Source organism: Serratia sp. NCCP-200, assembly GCF_059697885.1.
The window spans coordinates 68,397-90,131 of sequence record NZ_BAAKUJ010000004.1 but is presented as its reverse complement, the minus strand read 5'-3'; the positions used below and the strand labels follow the sequence as shown (position 1 = coordinate 90,131).

Annotated in this window: 15 protein-coding genes, 1 tRNA gene and 2 pseudogenes; 14 read left to right on the top strand and 4 right to left on the bottom strand. The window is 49.3% G+C overall.

Features of this window, described 5'->3' with window-relative positions:
• Positions 1 to 188 precede the first annotated feature (188 nt).
• Both AC6HVW_RS14940 and AC6HVW_RS14935 read left to right on the top strand, forming a co-directional pair.
• Complete coding sequence (locus AC6HVW_RS14940; protein WP_218832835.1) at positions 189 to 992, top strand: histidine phosphatase family protein; 804 nt, start codon at positions 189 to 191, stop codon at positions 990 to 992.
• 224 nt (positions 993 to 1,216) lie between these two features.
• Positions 1,217 to 1,480: pseudogene (locus AC6HVW_RS14935) on the top strand (IS66 family transposase); the annotation flags it as partial.
• A gap of 190 nt (positions 1,481 to 1,670) precedes the next feature.
• On the opposite strand, the gene AC6HVW_RS14930 reads toward AC6HVW_RS14935, so the two are convergent.
• From AC6HVW_RS14930 to AC6HVW_RS14915, 4 genes and pseudogenes are all read right to left on the bottom strand, one after another.
• Positions 1,671 to 2,024 carry a VOC family protein gene (locus AC6HVW_RS14930; RefSeq protein WP_071682061.1) on the bottom strand — a complete coding sequence of 118 codons (354 nt, stop codon included), beginning with the start codon at positions 2,022 to 2,024 and terminating at the stop codon, positions 1,671 to 1,673.
• A gap of 940 nt (positions 2,025 to 2,964) precedes the next feature.
• A pseudogene (locus AC6HVW_RS14925) lies at positions 2,965 to 3,108 on the bottom strand (transposase); the annotation flags it as partial.
• Positions 3,109 to 3,389: 281 nt separating this feature from the next.
• Positions 3,390 to 4,004: a YagU family protein gene (locus tag AC6HVW_RS14920; RefSeq protein ID WP_039995582.1), complete on the bottom strand. Its 615-nt coding sequence runs from the start codon at positions 4,002 to 4,004 to the stop codon at positions 3,390 to 3,392.
• A gap of 611 nt (positions 4,005 to 4,615) precedes the next feature.
• Positions 4,616 to 4,691, bottom strand: a tRNA-Phe gene (locus tag AC6HVW_RS14915).
• An 856-nt stretch (positions 4,692 to 5,547) separates the two neighbouring features.
• On the opposite strand from AC6HVW_RS14915, the gene AC6HVW_RS14910 reads away from it, so the two are divergent.
• The 12 genes from AC6HVW_RS14910 to speF all read left to right on the top strand — a co-directional run bounded on the left by AC6HVW_RS14910 (position 5,548) and on the right by speF (position 21,681).
• Complete coding sequence (locus AC6HVW_RS14910) at positions 5,548 to 6,123, top strand: fimbrial protein (protein ID WP_497569506.1); 576 nt, start codon at positions 5,548 to 5,550, stop codon at positions 6,121 to 6,123.
• A gap of 470 nt (positions 6,124 to 6,593) precedes the next feature.
• Complete coding sequence (locus AC6HVW_RS14905) at positions 6,594 to 9,131, top strand: outer membrane usher protein (protein ID WP_071681193.1); 2,538 nt, start codon at positions 6,594 to 6,596, stop codon at positions 9,129 to 9,131.
• A gap of 142 nt (positions 9,132 to 9,273) precedes the next feature.
• On the top strand, positions 9,274 to 10,002 hold the full coding sequence (locus tag AC6HVW_RS14900) for a fimbria/pilus periplasmic chaperone (protein ID WP_497569505.1): 729 nt from the start codon (positions 9,274 to 9,276) through the stop codon (positions 10,000 to 10,002).
• Between the two features lie 111 nt (positions 10,003 to 10,113).
• Positions 10,114 to 10,623 carry a fimbrial protein gene (locus AC6HVW_RS14895; RefSeq protein ID WP_497569504.1) on the top strand — a complete coding sequence of 170 codons (510 nt, stop codon included), beginning with the start codon at positions 10,114 to 10,116 and terminating at the stop codon, positions 10,621 to 10,623.
• Between the two features lie 13 nt (positions 10,624 to 10,636).
• Complete coding sequence (locus tag AC6HVW_RS14890; RefSeq protein ID WP_497569503.1) at positions 10,637 to 11,149, top strand: fimbrial protein; 513 nt, start codon at positions 10,637 to 10,639, stop codon at positions 11,147 to 11,149.
• A 19-nt stretch (positions 11,150 to 11,168) separates the two neighbouring features.
• A complete protein-coding gene (locus tag AC6HVW_RS14885; RefSeq protein WP_071681195.1) occupies positions 11,169 to 11,720 on the top strand; it encodes a fimbrial protein in 552 nt (183 codons plus the stop codon).
• Complete coding sequence (locus AC6HVW_RS14880) at positions 11,713 to 12,612, top strand: MrpH family fimbial adhesin (RefSeq protein ID WP_497569502.1); 900 nt, start codon at positions 11,713 to 11,715, stop codon at positions 12,610 to 12,612. Before AC6HVW_RS14885 ends, AC6HVW_RS14880 begins: the two co-directional genes overlap by 8 nt.
• 451 nt (positions 12,613 to 13,063) lie before the next feature.
• Positions 13,064 to 14,245, top strand: coding sequence for a NupC/NupG family nucleoside CNT transporter (locus tag AC6HVW_RS14875; protein ID WP_021806306.1), 1,182 nt, complete (start codon positions 13,064 to 13,066; stop codon positions 14,243 to 14,245).
• A gap of 68 nt (positions 14,246 to 14,313) precedes the next feature.
• Positions 14,314 to 16,257, top strand: a complete 1,944-nt coding sequence (locus tag AC6HVW_RS14870) for a bifunctional 2',3'-cyclic-nucleotide 2'-phosphodiesterase/3'-nucleotidase (protein WP_497569555.1) — start codon at positions 14,314 to 14,316, stop codon at positions 16,255 to 16,257.
• 17 nt (positions 16,258 to 16,274) lie between these two features.
• Complete coding sequence (locus AC6HVW_RS14865) at positions 16,275 to 17,576, top strand: pyrimidine-nucleoside phosphorylase (RefSeq protein WP_037375733.1); 1,302 nt, start codon at positions 16,275 to 16,277, stop codon at positions 17,574 to 17,576.
• Positions 17,577 to 17,687: 111 nt separating this feature from the next.
• Entirely contained in the window at positions 17,688 to 19,034 is a 1,347-nt protein-coding gene (locus tag AC6HVW_RS14860) for an OprD family outer membrane porin (RefSeq protein WP_137751193.1), read from the top strand.
• A gap of 484 nt (positions 19,035 to 19,518) precedes the next feature.
• A complete protein-coding gene (speF, locus tag AC6HVW_RS14855) occupies positions 19,519 to 21,681 on the top strand; it encodes an ornithine decarboxylase SpeF (protein ID WP_059202092.1) in 2,163 nt (720 codons plus the stop codon).
• The last annotated feature ends 54 nt before the right edge of the window (positions 21,682 to 21,735 follow it).

The following is a 21,735-nucleotide window of genomic DNA, read 5'->3' as shown; positions in this document are numbered from 1 at the left end:
GTATTGGACTGTAAATTAGGATTGTTACTGTTTAACAGGCAAAACCTAAACCTCTGGTGGTGTTGGCTATTAGCTAGCACGCCACCAGAGGTTTAGGTTTTTTTTTGCCTGAAAATCAGCTGATACAACAAGCAGGTAGGAGCACACTCCCCGGTAACGGATATATGCTCATCTGCGGAAAGTTAACAATGATACAAACCAACACCATTGAGGAAATAACCATGAAACGGTTTTCACTATTACTTGCTCTATTGTCTTCACTTATTTTTAGTCCGCTGTTGGCTTACGCTGAAACAGCAGGTGATAATACAGTCACCATTTATGTCACCCGCCATGGGAAAACCATGTTTAATACCGTACATCGGGTTCAGGGCTGGGCAGATACCCCATTGACTACCGCAGGCGTGACGGTTGCTGAACAACTTGGCAAGGGGTTGAAAGAGGTTGAATTCAAAAAGGTGTATGCCAGCGATCTGGGGCGAGCTCGTCAAACTGCACGTATTATTTTAGCCGCAAAAGGGCAGCCGTTGGACATCGTCGAAAGTGAGAAACTGCGTGAGTTCTGCTTCGGTATTTACGAAGGCGATCTCGATGCCAATATGTGGGGAGCCATCGCCACCAAACTTGGCTATGAGTCGGAAAAAGCGCTATTCGGTGATTTTGCCAATGGAAAGTTGCCATTTGACAAGATGTTCGGCGGTGTTGCTCTGGTCGATACCAGCGGTGAAGCTGAAACGTTTGCCACCGTCAAAGCACGTATGCAATCAGAGCTAAAAACCATTGCTGAAGAAACGGCAGCTCAAGGGGGCGGTAACATACTTCTGGTTTCACATGGAGCAGCTATTCTGGCCATGGTAGCGGATATGAGCTCTACGCCCATTGTTGCGCCACTGTCTAATGCTAGTGTTACGCAGATTACTTATAAAAACGGTGAGTTTACCGTGGGTAAACTGGGCGATATGAGCTATGTAGAAAAAGGTGCAAAGCTCTGATTGGGTGATGAGCTAAAGGAAATTAAATAGAATGCTCTGTATCCATAGACAATCATGTCGTCTATTTTTAATCAAGGCAGGATCTATGGATACACACGGCGATACCTAAATTTTCGGAGAAAGCTCTCCGTCACGTAGTGACAACCTAATTTGAGGTGTTTGTCTCAAAGTAGATATAATTCTGCTAATCTCGCTGACAATGTTGTAAAAATGCCCCTGCCGGGATGGATAATACGCCTCCCGATGACATCCTGCTATTAAAACAACGCCTGGCCGAGGGGGCATTGGTTCGTACCTTGCAGGTAAAGCTGAGCGAACGGGAACGCGAAATCGAGCATCTGCAGGCACCGCTCGACAAGTTGCGTCGCATGAACTTCGGACGTCAGTCATAAAAAATGCCTCGTCGCTTCGTCCAGATGGAAACCGACTTCAAACGGCTGCAACAAGAAAGCGATGCACTCACAGGTCGGGTGGACGACCCCCAGGTACCAGCATACGGGTGAAGACAGGGCATTATTAGCTCGGCGTGATGCGCTGTATGAAGCAGCCAGAAGCAAGAACCCCAAACGCTGGTCCGCTCGATCATTTTCGTATTCTCTTCTGTAGCTCCAAACGCCAACGTCCATGTTATGAAACATACCTCCTCCCTAAGAATTCACTCGGCTAATCAAGACTGCCCTACATTTCTTGGACGAACATCACGGTGTTTCCGGCTGGATCGCTGATCTGCGCAAGCTTTATGAATCCCAGGTCCTGTGTTTCGCTCACGCTAACACCAGCGTTTTGACAAACTACCATCTGTACTTCGATATCGCGAACACCGCAAACTACAAATGATTTACCTACAAGGCTTGGGTCAGGAGCAACCGAAACTTGAATCAAAGCATTTTCTACCAGCTGCCATTCGGCGATTCCCTCCTCAGGTGTAATATCTGGCTTGCGCCCAAGCCATTTGGCGTACCATTCAACGGCTTTGTCGAAATCACTCACGTGAAGAACAGAAATAAGACTCGCAAAATTGTTACTCGACATATACTTACTCTCCTAATTAAATTTATAAATCCGTTTTTTATTGACTGCAGTCTAAAACCCATCGTCATCTCGAATGTTAAATACAAAAAAATAAATTTCAATTCCAATTTTAAATTAAATTTAACAATGCGAAAATTGGGCTATACCTCTAACTTTTTTAAATTAAATATATAACTCCGGTTTACGCTCTTATGCAGAAACATATTTGCATTCAGCCATATCTGTTTGGGGTGAAATATCGAAATAGAATAAAAAAACAGTCAATAACACCAGGTTGCGCAGCATGAAATGATCATTACTTCAAAATTCATGGTTAGGCAAGTGATGTAACTACAATATTTGTCGGCCTTATTGAATAATCGGAATTAACTGAAGAAAATAGCATCCGATTCGCCAGTTATGCGTTCAGATACTGTCAGGTATTAGCGTTTTCATTTACTTATAACGATATTTCATCCTCATTTCATCGACTCTTGGCTTCTGGGTGTTCCGTTTTATGTTAACAACACTTCTTTCCGTAACAAATTTGAAGAATACAAATATTTACTATGGCATGATCGCGCCATATTCCGTCTCAGTTGTGACAAATGATTGGCGCTTGGTCATCGACAAAAAATATCTTCGAATCTTCACCTGGCTCTGACGATATTTTACCCTCATTTCATCGGCTCTTTGTTTCTGGATGCGCTATTTTATGTTAACACTCCTTGCTTCAGTAACAAACGCGATGAATATAAATATTCATCTTGGCATTATCACGTCATTTTCTGTCTCGGTTATGCCAGAAGATTGGCTGTCTCGGCATCTAGACATGACGCGATTCGTAGCACTAAGATTAAAGCGCGACTAAATCAACTTTGTTGAATAAATCGTACTTTTAGGCGATTGGCTGATCTGTTCGCAACCTGATCAGCAGGCGGTTCGCATAACGGGTGAACCGGATACCGCCGTATCTGGACTTCCAGTTATAGTAGGTGGCTTCAGATATACCGGTCTCCCGGCAGACATCTTTAACTGTTCGTCCGGCTTCAACCGACTTAATCACAGCGATGATCTGATGCTCAGTAAAACGGGCTTTACGCATAGCGATCTCCTTCGTTGGCAGATTGATTATGCCGGAAGCTCTCTAAATGTGAATGGCACGATTATGCGGGATACTTACACAACGAGGAATTCAGTTAGAACAGATTTTACGGTCCAGTTCTAGTCTGTGGGGAAAGATGCCGTTGGGGGGCACAGAAATAATATTTGTCTGAATGAGAGGGGATTACGTATCAAAAATGCGATGTGGTCGTATGTCGGTTAATTTGATGAGGGAACTAAAATGGCGCAATAACTGCGCCATTCGGTAAAGTTGAGACACCGTTATCTGTTTTGCCCGAGGGGGATTTCGGCGTCTGGCTCGTGAGTTATTCTGTTACGAAGGTCTCTGCGAATAATTTCAATGGACCAGAACCAGATTAAATGACCGAAGATTTCAGATACGTTTTCATACCATGGAAGGTCAAATAATGGCGGCGTTAATCCCATGAGAGGGAAAGAAATCATATGAACAAAAAGTTGTGCTAATGCACCGGCCAGTAAGCCCTGCCAGAGTTTAATCTTAGGGAAGACTTCTGCAACAACACAGTAACCTACCGCAAAGACAAGCGAAAAGATGATGTGTGTTACCCCCACCCAGTTAAAGACATGCCCTGCAAAGGTATACACTGCCGCATTAGGGTCGGCGAGCCCGAGCCAGTCACGAAGGAAGATATAAGGAGGATTCAGGAAGTTACGGGAGCAGTCGATTTGTCCTGCTGCACGAATGAGTGATTCAGGGCCACATGCAGCAGTAAACATGTCAGCAGGACTGCGGGGAGGTAAAGGTACTTCAGCGCCCCATTTTACAAATGCTGAAACGATACCAGCAATCAGTCCGATGAATGCTGCCAAACCATAACGTCTGCGGTTTGGTGGTGTCTGTTCAAATATATTCATATCTCATCCATATATTTTTATCAACGTCGTACAGTTTCTTTGAGTATTCACAGAAAATACAATTTGTAAAGAAATGTATGGGTTGCGTACCACCATTCTTATACTAAACATGATATATGTCAGTAAAATAGGTCTATTGCTGAATCGTTTCTTTGATGACGTGGAAAGCGGGGGCCTGCTGATATGAAGAATCATAAGGGAAAAGCAGGAATATTACAGGTGGAGGAGACGGTGGGCACCCCCGACTGACAGGGGGAAATTATGAAGTTGAGTTCTTCCCCGAGCCTGAAGGGTAGTACCCCCGGTCTTTCTCCGGGGAGAGACCTAAGTAATTTGTTGTTAAATAAAGTAAAACCTGAATCCCCCGTTTCCCCCGTATTTTCTGCTTCATTATGAATAATCTGAGAGAAGGGAACCGTAGAGGACCGTAGAAAGACCGTAGTAGTGGGGTAAGGAAAAGACACACCAGAGGATGTTGAGGTATTTAAAAGTAACGAACATCTGCGAAAATGGCGAGAAATCCAGCAAACAAATAACGTGTTGCAACGACCAGAAATCTAACGTAGTCAAAAAAGGAAAAAGCCCCGCTTTGCAGCGAGGCCTTATGAATATGGTGCCCGGACTCGGAATCGAACCAAGGACACGGGGATTTTCAATCCCCTGCTCTACCGACTGAGCTATCCGGGCAACGGGGCGCATTAAACCGTATTTGGCCCTGTGTCGTCAATGGGTTTCTGTCACAAAGCCGAGCGATTGCTCTAATTTCATGCAGTTTCATCTGTATTACTACACCTTCTTTCTTTTAACTCACAATGTTGCATCGCGAGGTTGTGGCCAATGCCGCAGGCTACTGGCAGTAGCTTTATGTGTCGTGGTCAACAAAAACTGGCCACAGTTTCTGCGTTTTCCCAGAACCGCCGTGCTGATTAATCCGCTGTCAGCCCACCATGATATTGATGAGGGCGCCACGGGCTGTAATAACCTGCTATGTATGCCGTTATGCTGCGCTAAGCAGCCGTTAAAATGCTTTAACCCGTTTAATCAAGTATTCAGACAGCGGAAGAAGCGTTCCATATGGCTGTTATCCCAGCCGTTGCCTTGTCCAATATGGGTCACCACACTAAACCGGCTCAGGCTCTGTAACGGCAAACTGCCGATGAAGCATCGGGCTTTTTGGGCTTATACCCGTATTTATAACTACTGCGGTGCCCCCTGAATACGTTACATAAAGTGACAACAGGAAACGTTGTTTCCTCACTGATAATTTATTGATTTGTCACTAGTATGACCGTTCGCTTGTTGGTGGTTTTTTGTGCATTATTTAAATTTAACTCTAATTAATCAATTTAAATAAGAACATAAAACTAATTACCTGGTGTTATTTGGGTTATTTTGCTTTTGTTTTTTGTTGTATATAGCATTGTTCTGGCTGTGAGATATATATCGACGGCGTGAATGCAGGGATTTATGTCATTTTGTTAGCTGTGGGTTAACGAGCGATGGCATGAAAGGTAAGTTTTCTATCAAAAGGATGTAATTAGCAATGACACTTAACAAAATTATGGTAGTAGTAGCACTTTCATTTAGTCTCAGCTCGGTCGCTTACGCGGAAGAGCCTGTTCCTGATCCTGTTCCGGCTCCAGTGAAACTTGGTGGTGAGGGGAAAATCGAGTTTACGGGTTTTATCGTTGACTCGCCGTGCTCCATTTCCCCAGAAGCAGAAGAGTTCACTGTTCCACTGGGTCAAGTGTCTAAGGTCGCCTTGAAAAATGGTGGCAAGTCTAAAGCACGTGATTTCACCATCTCTTTGGAAAACTGTGAAGTGGGTGCATCTGATAAAAACAAAGTATATTACCTCTTCTCAGGTAAGGATACAGAAGGTTCTGGTGGAGCGGGTATGCTAGGTATTACCGGAGCTACAGGTGCTGGTGTTGTCATTACTGATGGTGATGGTAAACCGCTCACATTGGGTGTGATGTCTGACAAGCCTCAAAGATTGGTAAGTGGCAGTAACACGTTGGCATTTTCTGCTTACTTACAGGGGAGCGGGGCTACTGCTGAAGAGATTACCGAAGGTGAATTCCGATCTACCGCTGATTTCAAATTGTATTATCAATAATAAGCTATCGTAGTCTGACATATTTAGCATACGTTTTACCCGTATGCATTTTACCTCTAGGCATACGACTGGAATAATAGTCGTATGCCGTATAATTGATGTGTGCAGTTATTATGGTGTTTTTTTGACTATTTGCCCTACTTGAATTTTCCTCTAAGGGGGTTCTGGAGTATGACGGGTAAATATTCAAAGGAACACTGTTGATGTGTGCCGGTAATATAGTGATGAAGTAAGAGACCTGAACCTGTGATGTGACGGTGTGGTCGATTACATAGCTCTGTAATTTAATGACATTATTGTGAATATGATTGATTCTGATAGTTCTTTGCGATTGAGAAGGATGAAACAGCGTTATGGTGGATATTTAATTCAATAATTCCATATTTGTTGTCGGTGAGTCCCCCTCAGCGCTATACACCGGATGATTTCAAGTTTATTAGCAAGACAGGATGTCAGAAAAGGCCAGGGATATGAAATTATTGTCTACAAGGAAACTGGCATCTAATCAGGTGTTGAGGCTCTGTATTTTTCTTGCACTAAGCTCTATGTCTGCGATGGTATTTTCCGCAGAGGACGTTGAGTTCAATACCGATATGCTGGATGTTAATGACCGTAAAAATATTGATATGAGCCAGTTTTCCCGTAGCGGATTCATAATGCCAGGCACTTACGGCATGGTGGTACGTATCAACAGGGATGAGTTGCCAGAGCAACTTGTGTCGTTTTACGCCCCAGAAGGGGAGGCTCACGGAAGCCGGGCCTGTGTTGATAAAGCCATGGTGGAGCGGTTTGGCTTAAAGGAAGGCTTGCTGGATAAATTAACCTGGTGGCATCAGGGTGAGTGCCTGAATGAGTCCAGCCTCCAGGGGATGGAGGTCCGTGGAGACTTGTCTACTTCGGCACTGTATCTGAGTATTCCGCAAGCTTATCTGGAGTATACCTCGGAAAACTGGGAGCCGCCGTCTCGCTGGGAGAACGGTATCCCTGGGCTGCTGTTGGATTACAACCTGAATGGACGGATGCAAAGGCAGCAGACACAGCGCGGAGATAGCTATGGCCTGAGTGGTAATGGCACGGCGGGCATGAACCTGGGGGTTTGGCGTTTGCGGGCAGACTGGCAGGGCAGTATCGACCAGCAGAATGGCTCAGCCCGTTCAAAAAACAGTCAATTTGACTGGGACCGTTATTATGCCTATCGCGCCATCAAGATGCTGCGTTCGAAACTGATGATTGGCGAGAACTATCTGGATTCAGATCTGTTCGACAGTTTTCGCTTCAGTGGTGCCAGTCTGGTCTCGGATGACAGTATGCAGCCTCCTAATCTGCGTGGTTATGCGCCGGAGATTGTTGGTGTAGCCAGAACGAACGCTAGAGTCATTATCAGCCAGCAAGGGTGGTTATTGCATGAAACCCAGGTCGCAGCAGGCCCGTTCCGCATTCAAGACATCAATGATGCGGTTAACGGTGAACTTCATGTACGGGTGGAAGAACAAGACGGTTCGGTGCAGGAATTCAATCTCAATACTGCAAGCATCCCTTATCTGACACGTCCGGGAGTGGTGCGTTTTAAGTTGTCTGCGGGGAAACCGTCAGATTGGCAGCACCATGTGAGTGGCCCTTGGTTCGGTACCGGGGAATTCTCCTGGGGGATAAATAGCGGTTGGTCGCTATATGGTGGGCTATTGGCAGGGGGAGGCTACAACGCGGCATCGCTGGGGATTGGCCGTGACCTGATGGTGCTGGGGGCACTGTCGTTTGATGCTACCCAGTCAATGGTACGTGTTCCGCAACAGGATAGCATGCTCATGGGGGGCTCTTACCGCCTCAGTTACTCAAAGCGTTTTGATGAGTATGACAGCCAGGTGACGTTTGCCGGCTACCGCTTCTCACAGCGCGATTTTATGAATATGAGCAACTATGTGAACATGAACAGAGGGGACAAGGGGACACGCAATAATAAGGAAATGTATACCATCAGTTTTAACAAGCAATTCCGGGATGCAGGTATCACTCTATACCTGAATTACGATCACCAGACCTATTGGGGGCAATCGGCTAATGATCGTTACAACCTGATGTTGTCGCGTTATTTCGATATCGGTGTTTTCCGCAATATAAGCCTATCGCTGTCTGCGTATCGCAACCGTTATAACGGAATGAATGATGACGGGGCCTATTTGTCGCTATCGCTGCCGTGGGGCAACAATGCGACTGTCAGTTATAACACGACGACAGGTCGCGAGACGACCACCAATAAAGTCAGCTATTACGAGAAAACGGATGAACTCAACAACTACCAAGTAAGTGTAGGGCATTCTCGCGATGGAGGAAACCTGAGTGGTTACTATAACCATGAAGGCGATATGGCTCAAATCACTGCCAATGCCAGCTACCATCAAGGGAGTTATAGCGCATTGGGAATGAGCGCCCAAGGAGGGGCGACGCTGACGGCTAAAGGTGGAGCACTACACCGCATGGGCATAATGGGGAGTACCCGGTTACTGATTGATACTCAGGGTGTACCGGGGGTACCGGTTCGTGGTTATGGCAGTACTAGCAGAACCAACACCTGGGGTAAGACCGTGATTGGTGATATCAACAGCTACTATCGTAATGAGGCGAGCATCGACCTTAACCTATTGGGTGAAAACGCCGAAGTCCCCCAATCCGTGGTGCAGGCAACCTTGACCGAAGGAGCGATTGGCTATCGTCAGTTTGATGTGGTTGCCGGTCAGAAAGCGATGGCGGTAATTAGGTTGGCCGATGGCCGTGAACCGCCATTTGGTGCCTCGGTGATGAATACCCGTCGGCAGGAAACTGGAATAGTGAGTGAGGGGGGGAACGTTTATCTGAGCGGTATCAACCCTGGAGAAAGTATGACGGTACATTGGAATGGCAATGCACAATGTGAGGTAAATCTGCCAGCAGAGTTGCTGACAGACATGCTGACGAACCCTTTATTGTTGCCGTGCCATTTATTAGGTGCTTCGACGGCGTCATCAGAATAAAAGCAATGTCATTGGCCCTGGTCAAAGGTTGACGGCTTTAGCCAGCTAATTGTTTCAGAGGTCAATAGAGCCAGGAATGAGGTAATAAAAAATGAAAATCTGTATTAAGCAACCCAATGCTATCACTAGTACCTTGAGGTTGATGATAGCGCTCGTTGCCCTATTGGGGTTGCTGAGTGTTCAGCAGACTCAGGCGGCCATTGCGCTGGATCGCACGCGAGTGGTTTTTGACGGTAGTCAGACGTCGGTGAGCCTGAGTATCAGCAATCAGAGTAAGAAATTGCCGTATCTGGCACAAAGTTGGATTGAAGATGAGCTGGGTAATAAAATCCAGACTCCACTCACCGTATTACCACCGGTACAGCGCCTGGATCCCGGTAAGCCGAGCCAGATAAAAGTCCAGTCGCTACCGGCCATAAAACAACTGGCACAGGATCGGGAATCGATTTATTACTTCAGCATGCGGGAAATTCCACCAAAGAGTAATAAACCGAACACGCTGCAGATCGCGTTGCAGACGCGTATCAAATTGTTTTACCGCCCAGCGGCGATTGCCATCGATCCCCGTGCGGCTCCACCGCAGGAACAACTGACCCTGAGCCGGAAGGGCGACAGCTATATACTCAACAACTCGACGCCATACTACGTCACCATCGTAGATGCGAGCAGCAAAAAAGACGTTCTGGGAGTGAAGGATTTTGAGCCGCTGATGGTGCCCCCGAAAGGAGCTCTACCGCTGAAGGTGAATGTTGCCAGTGTGGGCAATGCTCCAGTGCTGACTTACGTCAACGACTACGGGGGACGGCCACAGCTGAGTTTTAGCTGCAATGGCAACACCTGTAATGTGATTCCTGAAAATAAGTTGCGTTAAGGCAATGATAAGTTGAGTAAATTATTTTTTCTATGTTGTTGCAATCAAAAAGACGCTGGCGAAACTCACTGAGCATTGAGGGACAGCATCAGAGAAGTGGAGTAGGGAGAAATGAAAGTTCGCCAAAGACTGAGCGGCTGCCTGTTTGGGATATTGGTGGGGGTGCCGGGATGGGTTGAGGGAGAGGTAATGGATACGGCATCGGTAAATATCAGCGTAACGGTGAGAGCGCCTCTGCCTTGTGTCTTGAACGATAACCTGCCGATACAGGTACTTTTTGACGATGTGATAACCACCCGAGTGGATGGTAAGAATTACCGCCGGAAGGTGGAATATAGCCTGAAATGTTCTGCACCAGCGTCAAATGCAATGAAATTTCAGGTATATGGGCAAGCGGCCTTGGTGGGGTTTGACACTGAGGTACCGGTATTACAGACCCTGGCAGCGGGGTTGGGTATCGCTATGTTGCTGGAGGGGAAACCACTGGCTATTAATCAATGGGTTAATTTCACTTATCCGCAGTTGCCCCAGTTGGAAGCGGTGCTCCTTAAACAAGCGGGAGTGACGCTTGCCGCAGGGGGCTTTACGGCAGTAGCGACCCTGAAAGTTGAGTATCAATAAAAGGGAATTGAGCATGAAAAAAAGGTGGCTGGCCAAAGGGGGGATAATTGCCTGTGTCATATCTTTCACTATCGTCGCTCAGGCACAAGACGAAAAACTGGTAGGGCAGATAGCGTTTAGTGGCACGTTGATAGAGCCACCCTCCTGCAAGATTAATGATCGTGGTCTGGTTGACGTGGATTTTAGTGACAATGTCAGCATCAAGTCGATCGATGGTTCCAATTACCGCAAAGCGATGAACTACCAGATAACCTGCGAAGAAAGCGCAATTGGCAACTGGGCGCTGAAGCTGACGCTGGTTGGTCATATTGCAGAGTTTGATGATTATACGGCGTTGCGGACCGATAAGGATAATCTGGCGATCCAGATATATCAGAACGACCAACCTTTCGTGCCTGGTAGTTCGTTGGCAATAACGTTGCACAACCGGCCAGAATTGGAAGCAGTGCTGGTGAAGAAAATTGGCACAGTCTTGACGGAAGGCAAGTTCGAGGCTTGGGCCACTCTGAAAGCTGAGTATCAATAGGGATAAAGTCTTGAGACGCATGATCGGCAGGTGCTTTAGGGCAGCAAGGTCGTTTGGTTGGCGATCGGTCTTATTTCTGTTACCGGTTTATGCCACATCAGTGAATAGCCAGGAAAATGTGCATTTTTACGGTGCGTTGACCGCTGATGCCTGTGTTATTCCGCCGGGAAAGGAGCTGATTTCACTGGAATTTGGCACTGTTAGCAGTAAATTTTTGTATAAAAACCAACGTACTCAGGGACACCGGTTTGAATTGAATCTGGCTGATTGTGATCTCAGTATCGGCAAAATGGTGAAGATTACGTTCTTGGCAACTGAAAGTCTCGGGTTACCGGGCTTATTAGCGCTGAGCGACGACAGTGAGGCAAAGGGAATTGCGATTGGTCTGGAAACCTTGGGCAAGAAATTAGTCCCAGTCAATAACACCAGCGAACAGTATGAATTGCAGGTGGGAACGAATGTCATTTCTCTATACGCCTTTATTCAAGGGGAGCCTGACGCGATAGTGAATAAGCGGATTAGGGAAGGCGGGTTTAAAAGCACAGCAATGATAGAGTTAAATTATGAATAGTTTCAATGCGGTAAATATTTTTAATGTAAGTCAGGGGGCTAAAAAAGTAATACTTATCTTTACTGCTCTCTTTGGCCTATGGTCCGGTCCTGCTTTGGGGGGGGTTAATATCACGGTGACAAGCGTGAAGCGTATTCCTTTAGGGGGCAGTGGGCTGACCGGGATTGAAGTAAATTATTCGCTTAACAGTTGGGATGAAAATGATACCCAAACCCACTCTTATCTTTCAACTAATGTTGAGGTCGGCGTTGGGGCTCGGATTTGCCAGAAAGGGGGAAACTGTTATTTTCTTCTAGAGTCCCCGCGATGGGGGGATCCTCAATATCCGTCGTTGGCGAAGGCAAATACAGTGGGTGAACTGGGTGCTGCACTGCGAAAGGTCATTGGTTTTCCTTATCATGGGAAGATACGCCTGTTAAATACGGTGGAATCCTACTCTTGTTTCACCATAGGGATCCGGCTTTCGTGGATGCCCTCACATGTTTATGAGCCATTATTTGATTGCTCATCATCACAGATTATTCCGCCAATAAAGCACTCATGTAAATTTGACTCTGACACCCTGGAGTTGGATCACGGGACGCTAACCACAGATCAAGTCGCTGGGCATAAAGCGACTGGCAACTTACTGGTGCACTGTACCAACGATGTGAACTTCACTGTTCGTATTGGTCCTCCAACAGGGAAAGGGGAGGTTAAACTGATCAATCCGAAAGGCGAAGTTATTGACGCGATACTGAGCTTCACCGGACGAACAGGAAATACCTTTCCCACCACTGCCAATATGAGTGGGAAGAGCATCGGCTTGACCTCAACGCTATCGGGAATGCCGGTCAGCGCCAGTGGTGGAACTTATAAAGGCTCTGGCGTGGTGACGTTAAACTTGCCCTGAATTGAATACCTATACTGAATAGCAAAAAATCGCCATAAGCGGTTTTTTGTTAATTTGGTGTCGGGCTCAGGCTCGAACCAAGGACACGGGGATCGTCATGGGTCTTTGTCACAAAGCCGAGCGATTGCTCTAATTTCAAGCAAGGGCAGGGTTACCTTCCTGCGCCAGCATTCTCCCTTCTCCCCCAAGCGCCGAAGCCAGCGATCAAAAAACTCCCCCCAGCAATGTTCATCTATGTCTATTCTATAACCGATTCAATGTTAGTGATAAGTACAACATGTTACATATATGTATTTTAAGACTATTGTGATTTTCAAATGTGATCTGTGTAACTTTAATAACATATTGTCTGTGTTATGTTTCGATAATAACATCATCAGTTCCCGGCCTGTGCCAGGGTACAAGGCTGGTCAACAGAACGTAAAGGTTCGCAGATAATTTTGGGGAAAAGATGAAATATATCATAGGGATAGTGTGTATCGTTACTATCTGTATTTTGGCACTTTTAGTGAGCAACGATCGCAAAAACATTCGCTATCGTCCGATTTTCGTCATGCTGGCCTGCCAGTTTTTGATGACCGCACTGCTGCTGAAGACCGACGTAGGCAATAAAGTGATTGGCGTGATCGCCGAAGTATTTGGCAATTTACTCTCCTATGCCAACGAAGGGGTGAACTTCGTCTTTGGTGGTTTGGTGAATCACGGCGAGATCTCTTTCTTCCTGTCCGTTTTGCTGCCCATCGTGTTTATCTCCGCGCTGATCGGCATCCTGCAACACTGGCGCATCCTGGGCTTTATCATCAAGTACATCGGCCTGGCGCTGAGCAAGGTCAACGGCATGGGGCGCTTAGAGTCCTATAACGCGGTGGCTTCGGCGATCCTCGGCCAGTCTGAAGTGTTCATCTCAGTGAAAAAACAGCTCGGCCTGCTGCCGGAGCACCGTCTGTATACGCTGTGTACCTCGGCCATGTCGACGGTATCAATGGCGATTGTGGGCGCTTACATGGTGATGCTCGATCCGCGTTACGTGGTGACTGCCTTGGTGCTGAACCTGTTTGGCGGCTTTATCATGGCGTCGCTGATCAACCCTTATCAGGTCAAGCCTGAGGAAGACATTCTGGATGTCATTGAAGGGGAGAAGCAGAGCTTCTTCGAAGTCTTGAGTGAATACATCCTCGATGGCTTCAAGGTGGCGATTATCGTTGGCGCGATGCTGATCGGCTTTATTGCGCTGATCACCATGGCTAACGCGTTATTCACCGCTGCATTTGGCATTTCCTTCCAAGGCGTGTTGGGTTACGTGTTCTCTCCATTGGCTTTCCTGGTGGGCGTACCGTGGCACGAAGCGGTGCAGGCCGGTGGCCTGATGGCAACCAAGATCGTTAGCAACGAATTTGTTGCCATGCTCAACCTTTCGCAGGGTGACTACAACTTCTCTGAACGCACCATGGCGATTATCTCGGTGTTCCTGGTGTCGTTCGCCAACTTCTCCTCAATCGGCATTATTGTCGGTGCCATCAAGGCATTGGATTCCAAGCAAGGTAACGCCGCAGCCCGCTTTGGCCTGAAGCTGCTTTACGGCTCCACGCTGGTCAGCTTCCTGAACGCCGCCGTCGTAGGTTTCTTCTTTTAATTAGCTCAAGGCCACATCGAGAGGTTGTGGCCTGCTATCGCTATAACAATAAGGAATATGTGATGAAAATGACTTCTCCCCTCAAGCTATCGTTATTGGCCCTGTTGGTTGCAGGCGCTGCGCATGCCGCAACGGTGGATCTCCGTATCATGGAAACCACCGACGTTCACGGCAACATGATGGATTATGACTATTACAAAGATAAAGCCACCGCTCAGTACGGTTTGGTGAGAGCGGCCACGTTGATTGATGCTGCCCGCGCGGAAGCGACCAACAGCGTGCTGGTCGATAACGGCGATATCATCCAGGGCAGCCCGATGGCGGACTATGCTGCCGCCAACCTGAAAAAGGGCGATGTGCATCCGGTTTATCAGGCGATGAACACCCTGGATTATGCGGTCGGCAGCCTGGGCAACCACGAGTTCAACTACGGGCTGGATTACCTGAAAATGGCGATTAGCGGGGCCAAATTCCCGTACATCAACGCCAACGTCTACGACGCCAAGACCAACAAGCCTTATTTCAAACAGTACCTGATCGTGGAAACGCCGGTAAAAGATACCGAGGGTAAAGAGCATAAACTGCGCATCGGTTATATCGGCTTCGTACCGCCACAGATTGTGCTGTGGGACAAGGACAAGCTGTCGGGTAAGGTGATTGCCAAAGATATTACCGAAACCGCCAAGGAGCTGGTGCCACAGATGCGTAAGGAAGGGGCGGATATCGTGATTGCTATCGCCCACTCTGGCATCTCTGCCGATCCTTACAAGGTGCTGGCAGAAAACTCGGTCTACTACCTCACGCAGGTTCCAGGCATCGATGCCATTACCTTTGGCCACTCTCACGCTATTTTCCCAAGCAAGGATTTCGCCGCTATTCCTGGGGTAGATCTTGAAAAGGGTACGGTCAACGGCGTACCAGCAGTCATGCCGGGCCACTGGGCGGATAACCTGGGGGTGATCGATCTGGTGCTGGAAGGGGAAACCAATAAGTGGAAGGTGGTCTCCAGCCGTGCAGAAGCTCGCCCAATCTTTGATAAGAAGAATGACAAATCGCTGGTCGATGCCAAGGCCTCGCTGGTGAAAACGTTGGAACAGGCGCATAACGACACCCGTGAATTCGTTAACAAGCCGATTGGCACCATTGCCGAAGACACCAATACCTATCTGTCGTTAGTGCAGGACTCCTCGGCCATCCAGATCATCCGTGCGGCGCAGAAAGCCTACGTTGAGCACTTTATTCAGGGCGATCCGGATCTGGCTGATATCCCGGTGCTTTCTGCTGCGGCACCGTTCAAGGCGGGTGGCAGGAAGAACGACCCGGCGGCCTTCGTTGATATGCGTAAAGGGCCTCTGAGCTTCCGTAACGCCGCCGATCTTTACCAGTATTCCAACACGCTGGCGGCGGTGAAAGTGAAAGGCAGCGATCTGAAAGAGTGGCTGGAGTGCTCTGCGGGCATGTACAACCAGATCGACGTGAAAAGCGATAAGCCACAGTCACTGCTCAACTGGAACGGCTTCCGGGCCTACAACTTCGATATGTTTGACGATCTGAGCTATCAGATCGACGTGACCCAGCCTGCGCGTTATGACGTGGATTGCAACGTGATCAATCCACAGGCTCAGCGTATCAAGTCGCTGACCTATAAAGGTAAGCCGGTGGTGGCAGACGCGCCATTCCTGGTTGCCGTGAACAATTACCGGGCATTTACCGGCAAGTTCGCCGGTACGGGTGAAAAAAATATCGTTATCTCCTCGCCGGATGAAGTGCGCACTATCGTGGCCAATTACATCTCCGAGCAGACCAAACAGCATGGCGCATATAAGCCAGAGGTAAAAAACAACTGGCGGATCGCGCCAATTACTGCGGATAAGCCGTTGGATATCCGCATCGAGACTTCACCAAGCCAGAATGCGGCTGATTACATTAAACAGTCCGCTCAGCATCCAATGACGCTGGTAGGGAAAGACGATATCGGCTTTGCCGTTTACAAGATCGATTTACAGAAATAAAGATCCGGGGAAAGACAATGAGAATGGTTGATATCATCGCCAAAAAACGCGATGGAAAAGAGCTGACTACGCAAGAGATTGAGTTTTTTGTTAACGGCTACACCCGGGGAGATATTCCTGATTACCAGGCCAGTGCGCTGGCTATGGCGATCTTCTTCCAGGATATGAACGACCGTGAGCGTGCCGATCTGACCATGTCGATGGTGAACTCCGGTGACGTGATTGATCTTTCGGCGATCGAAGGCGTCAAGGTAGACAAACACTCCACCGGCGGCGTAGGTGATACCACTACGTTGGTGCTGGCACCGCTGGTAGCGGCGCTGGATATCCCGGTGGCGAAGATGTCGGGCCGTGGCCTGGGGCACACCGGTGGCACTATCGATAAGCTGGAAGCGGTGGCCGGTTTCCACGTGGAAATCTCCAGCCAACAGTTTATTGAGCTGGTGAACCGCGACAAGGTGGCGGTGATTGGCCAGACCGGTAACCTGACCCCGGCGGATAAGAAGCTGTATGCGCTGCGTGATGTGACCGGTACGGTGAACTCTATTCCGCTGATTGCCGGTTCGATCATGAGCAAAAAGATCGCTGCGGGTGCAGACGCCATCGTACTGGACGTGAAAACCGGTGCCGGTGCGTTTATGAAAACCACCGAGGATGCCGTTGAGCTGGCCACGGCGATGGTGCGCATTGGTAATCACGTGGGGCGTAATACCATGGCGGTGATCTCCGATATGTCGCAGCCCTTGGGCTACGCCATCGGTAATGCGCTGGAAGTGAAGGAAGCCATCGATACGCTGCGTGGCGAAGGCCCGGAAGATCTGACCGAGCTGGTCATGCAGTTGGGTAGCCAAATGGTCGTGCTGGCGAAAAAGGCCGACACGTTACCGGCTGCGCGCGCCATGCTGCAAGAGGTGATCGATAACGGCAAGGCGCTGGCCAAGTTCCGTGACTTCCTGGCCAACCAGGGCGGCGATGCTTCAATGGTGGATCATCCAGAGAAGCTGCCGCAGGCTAAATACCTGATTGAGGTACCGGCCAAGCAGGCGGGTGTGGTCGCCAACATTGTGGCCGACGAAATCGGTGTGGCAGCCATGTTGCTCGGTGCAGGTCGTGCCACCAAGGAAGATGACATCGATCTGGCCGTGGGCCTGATGATGCATAAAAAAGTCGGCGATCGGGTCGCCATCGGTGACTCACTGGTAACGATCCATGCCAACCGCCCGGATGTGGAGAACGTCATGGCGAAAATCTATGACAGCATCACCCTTGCCGATAAGGCGCAAGCGCCAAAACTGATCCATACTATTATTACAGAATAATACTATTAGCCGTGTGTCACCCTGGTTGCAGGGTGACACATTTTCAACATTATCTAGAAATCATTTAATTAAAATAATTCTGGGTGAGTAGATAGAAAACGGGATTTTTCTATGTATCAAATCAATAAATTTAAAATAAAAAAGCCTCTGGCACTTTTTGCACTGATGTTCTCTTTCCCCCTCAGCGCAGAGGAAATAAAGGTAAGCGATCATCTCTTCTCAAGCTTTATTAATGATAGCCACGCAGACCTTTCTTTTCGTAACGTGTTTAAAAATTTAAGCACCGAGGATTATGGGGAGCGCTCCATCCAAACGGCCTGGGGGCAGGGGATCACCCTTGATTATCAGTCCGGCTATTTTGCGGATATGCTGGGAGTAGACGCTTCTTATTATGGCGTGATTAAACTGGCCGCCAGCGATGATTTCTGGGGCCGTAGCGTGTTGTATAACGACAACGGTCAGGCCAAAGGTTTCAACAAGATTGGGCAGCTCTATCTGAAAGGGCGTTTGGGTGATGATGATACCTATCTGCACCTTTATTCCGGTTGGCAGCAGATTAAAAAATGGGGCGCACTCAATAACTCCACGCGTGCCATTCCAAGTACCTATCTGGGGTTGCGTGGCGAAGCGGCTACCGGGCCAGTGCGGGTACGCGGTGCCTACGTAACTCGCTATAGCGACAGGGACTCTCCGGATAAGATCCATTTCCTCACTGCGGATAAAAAGGAGATCAGCAGCATTGCGACCGGTGAATTGAGCTATAGCGATCACGGCTATAGCGCGCTCTATTTCCTGGGGGAAAGCCATAACTATATGCAACGCCACGGGGTAGAACTGGGTTGGCAACCGGCGTCCTGGGCGGAAAATCACCTCAAGTTTGCCAGCCAGGTGTATTACAACCATGGTCTGCAAGACTGGACCCGTATGTCTACCCGTCACAAGACGTTCGATGATGATGCCTACCATTATGCGATGTACGCCGAATGGCGCGCCGAGCGTTGGAAGCATAAGGTTGGAGCTTCATACACCCGGGCCTCACTCGATAATGGCAACGGGTTAGGGCGCTTTGAGTGGCACTTGGCTAAGCACAGCCGCGGCACCTTTAACTCAATGGCCGACAGTTGGGGTAACGACTATGTGGGCGATAAGGAAAAGATGCTGGCCTGGACCTTCGGCTATGCCGTTACGCCAGAAGTTGAGCTGGGGATGGTCACCAACTATGGCTGGGGGATGAAGTACCGCGGCCATAGCATTGAGCGTGGTGAAACCCTGGTTTACTCCCGTTGGATGCCGTCACAGCCTGCGCTGAAGAATCTGGCGTTCCAGCTGTCCGGTGGCCCATCCTGGAACTATCAGAGCCAGAGCAACCAGCCGAAGCTGACCTCGGATGGCAAGCCGATGCGCGCTCAGAACCACTCGATTGAGTTCCAGGTGGATTACAAGTTCAACCTGTTCTAATCAACGCCTGCCTAGCCGTGTGGTTTTCCACACGGCATCAATAAATAATTATGCATTAATAGTAACTATTAACCGGCTTGAACCCTCGAAAAAAACGTGTAATCATTGCGCGAATTTCCCACTTCATCACAGAGGAGTACAGGCATGACGGCTTTAACCACCTCGGCGCAGCTGCGCTCCAGAAGTCTGATGACGCCCTCACTCCGTGTTTCCTTAACGCCATTTATGCGAACACCGCTGCCCTTTATGCGGTAAAGCTAACCAATGCTCGCTGTTAGGCATGATTAAAAATAGAGCTGCGGCTCTGATTTTACTGATGTCTATCGGACGCTGCCGATCCCAGTCCCCGATAGTTGTCTGATGCCTACCCGCATCGGCCGGTCATGGTTGCGCCTTGGCTCATCACTTTGCCGGGATAACCAGGGTTATCTCATTATGTGCCCAGTGGCACACCCTCATCCTTAACCGTTTGAGACTCAGCATGATGAAAGAATTGAAGATAGCAACCAGCGCCAGCCTGGTAGCCAGCATTGAAACCCTGCGCGAAATTGTGCGCGTGGGGCAGACTGACTATACCGATGTGGCGGCGGCCGTGGTCTCCGTTAGCGATGTGGATGCCGGTATTCTGGCAACGCTTAAAGCGACCGGCTTTGAGATCCCGACGTTTGTTGCCGTTGAGGGGGATGAACAGCTTTCCCCGGATCACCTGCCGTTGATTACTGGCGTATTTGCCTTGGCTGCCGCGACCAAAGCGTTTTACATGGCGCAGTTGGAGGCCGCCGCCGATGCCTACGAGCAGGCGCTGTTACCGCCTTTCTTCAAAACGCTGAAAACCTACGTGGAGATGGATAACTCAACCTTTGCCTGCCCGGGCCATCAGGGCGGCGAGTTTTTCCGCAAGCACCCGGCAGGGCGCAAGTTTTTCGAGTTTTACGGTGAAACGATTTTCCGTTCGGACATGTGCAACGCCGATGTGAAGCTGGGCGATCTGCTGATCCACGAAGGCTCGGCCAAGGATGCGCAAAAACACGCGGCGAAAGTGTTCAACGCCGATAAAACCTACTTCGTGCTGAACGGCACTTCGGCCTCCAATAAAGTGGTGACCAACGCGCTGCTGACGCGTGGCGATCTGGTGCTGTTCGATCGCAATAACCATAAATCCAATCACCACGGCGCATTGATCCAGGCTGGGGCGACGCCGGTGTATCTAGAAACCGCGCGTAACCCGTTTGGTTTTATCGGCGGCATCGATTCTAAATGCTTTGATGAGGCTTACCTGCGCGAGCAGATCCGCCATGTTGCCCCGGAAAAAGCCGCTGCGGCACGGCCTTTTCGCCTGGCGATCATTCAGCTCGGCACCTATGACGGCACCATTTACAACGCCCGTCAGGTGATCGATACCATCGGCCATCTGTGCGATTACATCCTGTTTGATTCGGCCTGGGTGGGGTATGAAGGTTTTATCCCGATGCTGAAAGAGTGCTCGCCGCTGCTGTTGGAACTGGATGAGCACGATCCGGGTATTTTCGTCACGCAATCGGTGCATAAGCAGCAGGCAGGATTCTCGCAGACTTCGCAGATCCATAAGAAAGACGACCACATCAAAGGCCAGAAACGCCACTGCAACCATAAGCACCTCAACAATGCGTTTATGCTGCATGCTTCAACCAGCCCGTTTTATCCGCTGTTTGCCGCGTTGGACGTCAACGCCAAGATGCATGCCGGTGCCGCTGGCCGCCGCATGTGGATGGAGTGCGTCAAGCTGGGGATCGACACGCGTAAACAACTGCTGGCACGCTGTTCGCAGCTGCGGCCCTTTATTCCGCCGCAGGTGGCAGGCAAGGACTGGCAGGACTACGATACCGACCTGATCGCCAACGATGCACGCTTCTTCAACTTTGTACCGGGCGAGCAATGGCATGGTTTTGCAGGCTATGCACAGGGGCAGTATCTGGTCGATCCCTGCAAGTTGCTGCTGACCACGCCGGGAATTGATGCGGCCACCGGTCAGTACACCGAATTCGGTATCCCGGCGACCATTCTGGCCAACTTCCTGCGTGAGAATGGCATCGTGCCAGAGAAGTGCGATCTCAACTCGATACTGTTCCTGCTCACCCCGGCGGAGAACCCGGCGAAAATGGAGCATCTGGTGGATATGCTGGTGCAGTTCGAGCGTTACGTCGAGGCAGATGCGCCACTGAGCGAGGTCTTGCCGACGGTCTATCGCAAGAATCAGCAGCGTTATGCAGGCTACACCATTCGTCAGCTGTGCCAGGAGATGCACGATTTGTACGTCAGCTTCGACGTGAAGCAGTTGCAAAAAGAGATGTTCCGTCAGGATCATTTCCCGCCGGTAATGATGAATCCGCAGGATGCCAACGTCGAGTTTATCCGCGACAACGTTGAACTGGTGCCGATCGCGCAGGCTGCCGGGCGCATCGCGGCAGAAGGTGCCTTACCTTATCCACCGGGCGTGCTGTGCGTGGTGCCAGGCGAAGTGTGGGGCGGCGCGGTACAGCGTTACTTCCTGGCGCTGGAGGAGGGCATCAACCGCTTGCCTGGCTTCTCACCGGAGTTGCAGGGCGTGTATATCGAGAAAAAAGATCACGGCTGGAAACGGATTTTTGGCTATATGATCAAGCCGTAAAACCTCATCGTACTAGCCGCATTGTATGGGTGCGGCATGCTGCGCCCGTCTATC